This is a genomic window from Pantoea sp. GM_Pan_3, from assembly GCF_026541045.1.
GTDB lineage: Bacteria > Pseudomonadota > Gammaproteobacteria > Enterobacterales > Enterobacteriaceae > Pantoea > Pantoea anthophila.
Genome location: NZ_JALNVA010000009.1, coordinates 157285 through 163284, shown reverse-complemented (window position 1 = coordinate 163284; position 6000 = coordinate 157285). Strand labels below are relative to the sequence as shown.

Sequence of the window (6000 nt, the reverse complement as noted above, 5' to 3'; positions counted from 1 at the left end):
CAGGCAGATCCGTGTTATGAACAGGCAACAGCCGCTGTTACTCGATACAGTGGATACTATCACTCACTATAGCGGTTAATCTACTTACCGCAGTGGTTATTTCTCTCACCACAGTGGTTATCTTACTCGCTACAGTGGTTGCTGACAGGGCCTTAAGCCAGCGCTGTCGGAGCCTGGCGTGCTGCAGGGATCTTTCAGGAACTATTAATGATCTTATGAGGATCGGTTACTGGATCGAATCGGTGGATAAAGGTGTAAAAACGGGTGGTTAAACGTTCATTTTCAGAAAATCAGACCAGCCGACCAGACCCATATCTTCAGAGCCAGCCTGAAAGCAGGCTGTAGCTGATAGCACTGCCGTTTATCCACCGTTATCAGAGCCGTCTACTCGCTACAGTGGTTGTTCACTACTCACCAGCGCGGTTACTTCTCTCGCCATAGTGGTTGTTATACTCTCCGCAGTGGTTGTTTTTCTCGCTATAGTGGTTATTGATCCCCTCTCAGGCCTTGTGTCACAAGGGTCTGGCCGCTGCGGGGATCTGTTTAGGATCTCAATTTGATCTATTGAGGATCGACCAATTGGATCTGGCCTGTGGATAACGGGGATAAAAAGACCCAAACCAGACGCTATTCCCGTCTCAAATGAAACTGCTTTTCTGCCGTGATTCGGCGTTAAGCCGTTTCAGCAAACATGACCAGATCCAAAGCCTGATACAGGAGGGTTTAAACAGACTCACCGAAAAACAAAAATTATCGTCAGCGGGGTTTCCAGGTGAGTAGTGCGCTTAAGTTGTCGATCAGCCATCAACTTTTTCTGAAGAGAAAAAACGTAAACTCACCCTGAAGAAATCTTACCTAAGCAATTGATTTATATATTTTTATCTGGATTTTTTCATGATGAAAACACCGTGCATTATTGCGATATTCAACTGACATCCAGTGAAAAACTTTTGCCGGTAAAGGGAAATTACACACCAGTAAAGTAAGAGCCAGAATGCGAGAGCAGAATGATAGCCAGAAGAAGAGAAGTTCAGGCTTACCAGAAAAGAATCCGATTCAGAGCGCAGTAGTCAATTCGGGTCTGTATAAAAAGGCGGGAATTTATCTGCATATCATCTGCTATTGAATACATTCAGCTAAGAAAATGAAGTGTGGGATCTCATAGAGGACGGTTTTAACCGCCCTGATCCTTATCCCGCCTTCCGGTTAAACTCTCCCCTTTTTCATCCGGCCAGAGCCAGAGCCGTTTCGCGGTAAGAATGCAAATTACGGCCTGGCATCTTAACCAGACGCTCGCGGTCGCCCTCCGGAGGGATCATGCCGTCGCTGACGTAACAGTTCGGCCATAATGCGCATTTCATATGCCATCCACTCAGGTATGAAATTCGCCATACTGGCCTCAAAGCCGCCCGGATCATCGCCTCCATAAGCAATGGGGCGACCCAGCACCTCAGTCCAGATTGCAGCCACATCAGCACCGGTGAGGATGTCGGGCCCGACTATATTGATTGTCTCAACAGACAGCTTCCCCGATCGCGACGAATCAGTTCAATGGCAGCTATTTCAGCAATATCACGGGCTTCAACCATAGCCACCCCTTTGGAACCGATGGGCATCGGATAAACGTTATGCTTTCTGACCACGTCTGCAATCATTACCTCATTATCGATGAAGCAGGCAGGCCGCAGGATGGTGGCGCTGAAGCCCAGCGTTTCAGGCATGCGCTCTGCGCCGAACTTTACAGCAAAGTGGGGCACGTTTACGGCCTTATCAGCATCAAACACCGACAGGTAAACGACCCGGTCAATGCCGGCTTCCTGGGCTAAATATAGCGTGATCAGGGCCTGAGTGAATTCATCCCCGGTGACAGCATTCAGAAGAAAAAGCATGTCGACGCCAGAGAAGACTTTCCGCAGGGAATCGATATCGAGCAGATCGCCTTTGAAGACGTCCACGCCGGTTGCAAAGCCCGAAGGTAAAATGCTTCGTTGAATTCATCTGTAGCAGATATAAGACGGGCTGGTTTATGCCATAAGAAAGAGAAAGGTTAAAACTGATGATCATCCCCGAAACCAGACGCCTTATCACATCGCACGCACTGTGCTTACAGCTTCTTCGCCTCTGGTAGTGATCTGGTTGACGCCGGACACAACGGCCTACAAAACAACGTTTTACTCCCCCGCCTTCTTGCTGCGCTGTCAGGCAGGTTTAACTAAGAAAAGGATTTTTGTAAACGATTACGCCGCTGAATAGAGCTGTGAAAGTCGCCTTTCAGTAAGCGTGGTTCAGAATTCATTGCCGGTCTGAACAGCAAAATGGAAAAGCACCCTGTCTGACCATGCACAACTGCAATTTTCACCAGGCGATTTCACAGTTTACTTATTGATAAATAATAACTATTTTACGATTTTCATGATGAAAACACCCTTCTCACGGCGTTGCCTGCATCGGAACGCCACATCATAAAGACGCTCAGAGCTGGCTGTATCCTACAGAAAATGCCCGCGCCATCACTCCGCTCCCTTCTATACCCTGCCTGATTTCCCGACGATTTCTTATCGTCTGCACTGAAAAATCCAGGTTTTTGGCATTTTTCTAAAAAATTGGCAGATATGCGCTTTTTGTGTAGTATGCCAAAAAACATTAAATCAGAGGGGCTTATGAAGCGTGATTATGGTGGCGTGCTGGAAATGGCCACGCGCGCCAATTCCATGTTACATGGACTGAGTAACCATATTGAGCAGCAGCGTCAGGAGTTTAACCAGACCGGTTTTTACCAGACCTTCTCACGTAATGCCGTTGCCAATATGCCTTTGCTGAGCAAGCACGCGGTCGTCGCGGCTATCGGGGATATGGAAGCTGCAGGCTACCAGTTTGGCAAAAAACAGACGGGCAGTACCTCGCAGTATGCACTGACCATTCAGAACGTCGTCGACATTTATCAGCACCGTAAAGTGCCGAAATATCGCGACCGCCACGACGGCCCCTTTGTCGTCTTTGTTGTCAGCCTTAAGGGCGGGGTCTCTAAAACGGTCAGCACCGTTACGCTCGCCCACGGTATGCGCGCGCACCCCTCCATGCTGCATAACGATCTGCGCATCCTGGTTATCGACCTGGACCCGCAGGCATCAAGCACCATGTTCCTGAGTCATACCAACAGCGTGGGTTCCGTTCTGGAAACGGCCGCTCAGGCGATGCTCAACGATCTCGATGCAGACCAGCTTCGCGAACAGTTCATCAAACCTACCGTCATGCCTGGCGTGGATGTTATCCCGGCGTCAATTGACGATGGCTTTGTGGCCAGCGACTGGGAAGAGCTGGTTGCCGAACACCTGCCGGGGGTCGCGCCATCCGAAGTTTTACGCCGTAACGTCATCGATCGTCTGGCAGGTGATTACGATTTTATCTTTCTCGACACCGGCCCGCATCTGGATTCCTTTATGCTAAACGCGATCGCAGCCAGTGATGTGCTGCTGACGCCTACGCCACCGGCCCAGGTCGACTTCCACTCCACGATGAAGTATCTGACCCGCCTGCCGGAAATGCTGGAGCGTATAGAATCTGAAGGCGTTGAACCGCGACTGAAGGCAAATATCGGCTTCATGTCAAAAATGACCTCTAAACACGATCACCTGACTTCACAAAGCTATGCGCGGGAAGTCTTTACGAAATCGATGCTGGACTGCAGCTTACCGCGCCTGGATGGATTTGAACGCTGCGGTGAATCTTTTGACACAGTGATCAGCGCCAACCCCTCCTCGTATCCGGGCAGTGCCGATGCCCTGCGTAAAGCGAAATATGAAGCTGAGCAGTTCTCAAGGGCGGTATTTGATCGCATCGAATATATCAGGAGCACCCTGTGAGCAAACCTATACAGCGCATTGGCCGCAAATTTGGCGACTCCGCGATAGCAAGCATGATCGACAGCAGCAGCCAGTCGCGGACTTTTACGCTGAAATCAGGCGCGAAGGCGACCTTTGTGCGTCAGCTGATCCCGCATGACGATATCGAAACCCGGACCAGCGTCGACCCGGCCATTAACGGAAGGGACCAGAGCAGCCTGACACCGGAGTCGCTGCAGGAGATCACCCGGACCATTACCCTGCAGCAGTTTTTCCCGGCCATTGGTCGCGTGAACGGTGACAAAATTGAGATCATGGACGGTTCCCGCCGCCGCGCCGCCTGCATTCTGTCGGGTGCCAGTCTGGAAGTCCTGGTAACCGCCGATGCGCTGAGCCTCGCGGATGCGCGTCAGCTGGCCGCGGATATTCAGACAGCAAAAGAGCATAACCTGCGCGAGCTGGGACTGCGCTTTATGCTGATGAACGAGAACGGCATGAGCAAATCAGAGATTGCTAAAGCCGAAGGCATCTCTAACGCCAAAGTCTCCCGCGCGTTCCAGGCGGCTGCCGTACCCGCCGAATTTATCGGCCTCTTCCCGGTGGTGTCGGAACTGACATTGCAGGACTACCAGTTACTGCTCGACGTCTGGGAGGAAGCAAAGGCGGAGGCCGCAGACGTCACGGAACTGGTCAGCGGGATTGAGCAGCAGCTGGAGGCTGAGGGTTCACTGCTGAGCGCAAATGCAGATGAGAAAAAAAGTGCCATTCTCAATGCCTTTAAAAGCGCCCGTCGCCAGTTAAAAAAGCCCGCGCCGGTCAGCAAAACGGTGACGGAAAAACTGGCCACCTTTACCACAGCAAACACCTATGCGCGCCGTAAAACCAATGACGAGAAACGCACCGTACAGTATGAATTCAGTCGTCTGCCGAAAGAGATCGCTGAGCAGATAGATGCATCAATCCGGCAGATTCTCGCCACCATGAAGTAACCTGCCTCGCTTCAGCGTAAACGAAACCGGCTCAGGCCGGTTTTTTTATATCGCTTCTCTACCCCAATGACCTGCTCGCGGCTGTCAGCGAGATATCACTCCAGCAGAAGAACACTTGAAGTCGGCATCGTTTCCCGCTATAGCTAAAACGGTTTAGCGTTCAGGTCTGATTAAAGGAGTAGGTATGTCAGTTCGCGTGTGGTGCCTCGGCGATGCCGTGGTGGATTTACTTCCCGAAATGCCGGGTCGGTTAATGCAGTGTCCGGGCGGGGCGCCCGCCAATGTCGCAGTGGGCGTCGCGCGTCTGGGGGGAAACAGCGCGTTTATCGGCCGGGTTGGCGCGGATCCCTTTGGAGAGTTCATGCGGCAGACGCTGCAGGAAGAGCAGGTCGACACCGGGGCCATGATAAACGATCCCCGGCACCGCACCTCGACGGTGGTGGTCGGGCTGGATGAACAGGGCGAACGCTCCTTTACCTTTATGGTGCGGCCAAGCGCCGACCTGTTTCTTGAACCGGGCGACCTGCCTGCGTTTGACCGCGGGGAGTGGCTGCACTGCTGTTCCATCGCCTTAGCGGCAGAGCCTTCGCGCAGCACCACGCTGAAGGCGATGGAACAGATCCGGGCCGCAGGCGGGCATGTCAGTTTTGATTTGAATCTGCGCCACGACCTCTGGCCCAATCCGGCACTGCTGCAGGCGGTAGTGAGCGAGGCGCTCAGCCACGCCGACGTCGTTAAACTGTCAGATGAAGAGCTCGATTTTCTCTGTCCGGAGGGTGAAGCGGCCGGGCGCATGCTGCAACTGGCGTCGCGTTATCAGATCAATTTGTTGCTGGTGACGCGGGGCAGGGAAGGGGTGCTGACCTGTTATCAGGGCCGGGTTGCGCACTACAGCACCTCCCCTGTGGTCAGTGTCGATACGACGGGCGCAGGCGATGCCTTCGTGGCGGGGTTATTGTGGGAACTCGCAAAGTCGGGTCTGCCCGCCAATGAATCGCAGCTGGCCCGCGCGCTGGCGAGTGCCCAGCGCTGCGGGGCACTCGCTACCACGGCTAAAGGTGCCATGACTGCACTCCCCTGGCTCCACCAGCTTCACGAACTGACGGAGTAATCCCTGCTTTTTAACCCCTGTTTTGCGAACTATCTCACAATCACTAAACCGGTTTAGC

4 protein-coding genes are annotated in these 6000 nt (G+C 52.8%); 3 read left to right on the top strand and 1 reads right to left on the bottom strand.

Annotation, left to right across the window (positions count from 1 at the left end):
• Positions 1–1499: 1499 nt before the first annotated feature.
• Positions 1500–1955, bottom strand: a complete 456-nt coding sequence (locus OXR04_RS20755) for an NmrA family NAD(P)-binding protein (protein ID WP_267372811.1) — start codon at positions 1953–1955, stop codon at positions 1500–1502.
• A gap of 705 nt (positions 1956–2660) precedes the next feature.
• On the opposite strand from OXR04_RS20755, the gene OXR04_RS20750 reads away from it, so the two are divergent.
• From OXR04_RS20750 to OXR04_RS20740, 3 genes are all read left to right on the top strand, one after another.
• Entirely contained in the window at positions 2661–3863 is a 1203-nt protein-coding gene (locus OXR04_RS20750; RefSeq protein ID WP_009093252.1) for an AAA family ATPase, read from the top strand.
• Positions 3860–4831: a ParB family protein gene (locus OXR04_RS20745; RefSeq protein ID WP_009093251.1), complete on the top strand. Its 972-nt coding sequence runs from the start codon at positions 3860–3862 to the stop codon at positions 4829–4831. Before OXR04_RS20750 ends, OXR04_RS20745 begins: the two co-directional genes overlap by 4 nt.
• 184 nt (positions 4832–5015) lie before the next feature.
• Positions 5016–5942: an aminoimidazole riboside kinase gene (locus OXR04_RS20740; protein ID WP_058958383.1), complete on the top strand. Its 927-nt coding sequence runs from the start codon at positions 5016–5018 to the stop codon at positions 5940–5942.
• Positions 5943–6000: the final 58 nt, after the last annotated feature.

Excerpts from the sequence above, each read along its gene's own strand:
- OXR04_RS20750 (WP_009093252.1), top strand. The coding sequence starts at position 2,661 with ATGAAGCGTGATTATGGTGGCGTGCTGGAAATGGCCACGCGCGCCAAT.
- OXR04_RS20740 (WP_058958383.1), top strand. The coding sequence starts at position 5,016 with ATGTCAGTTCGCGTGTGGTGCCTCGGCGATGCCGTGGTGGATTTACTT.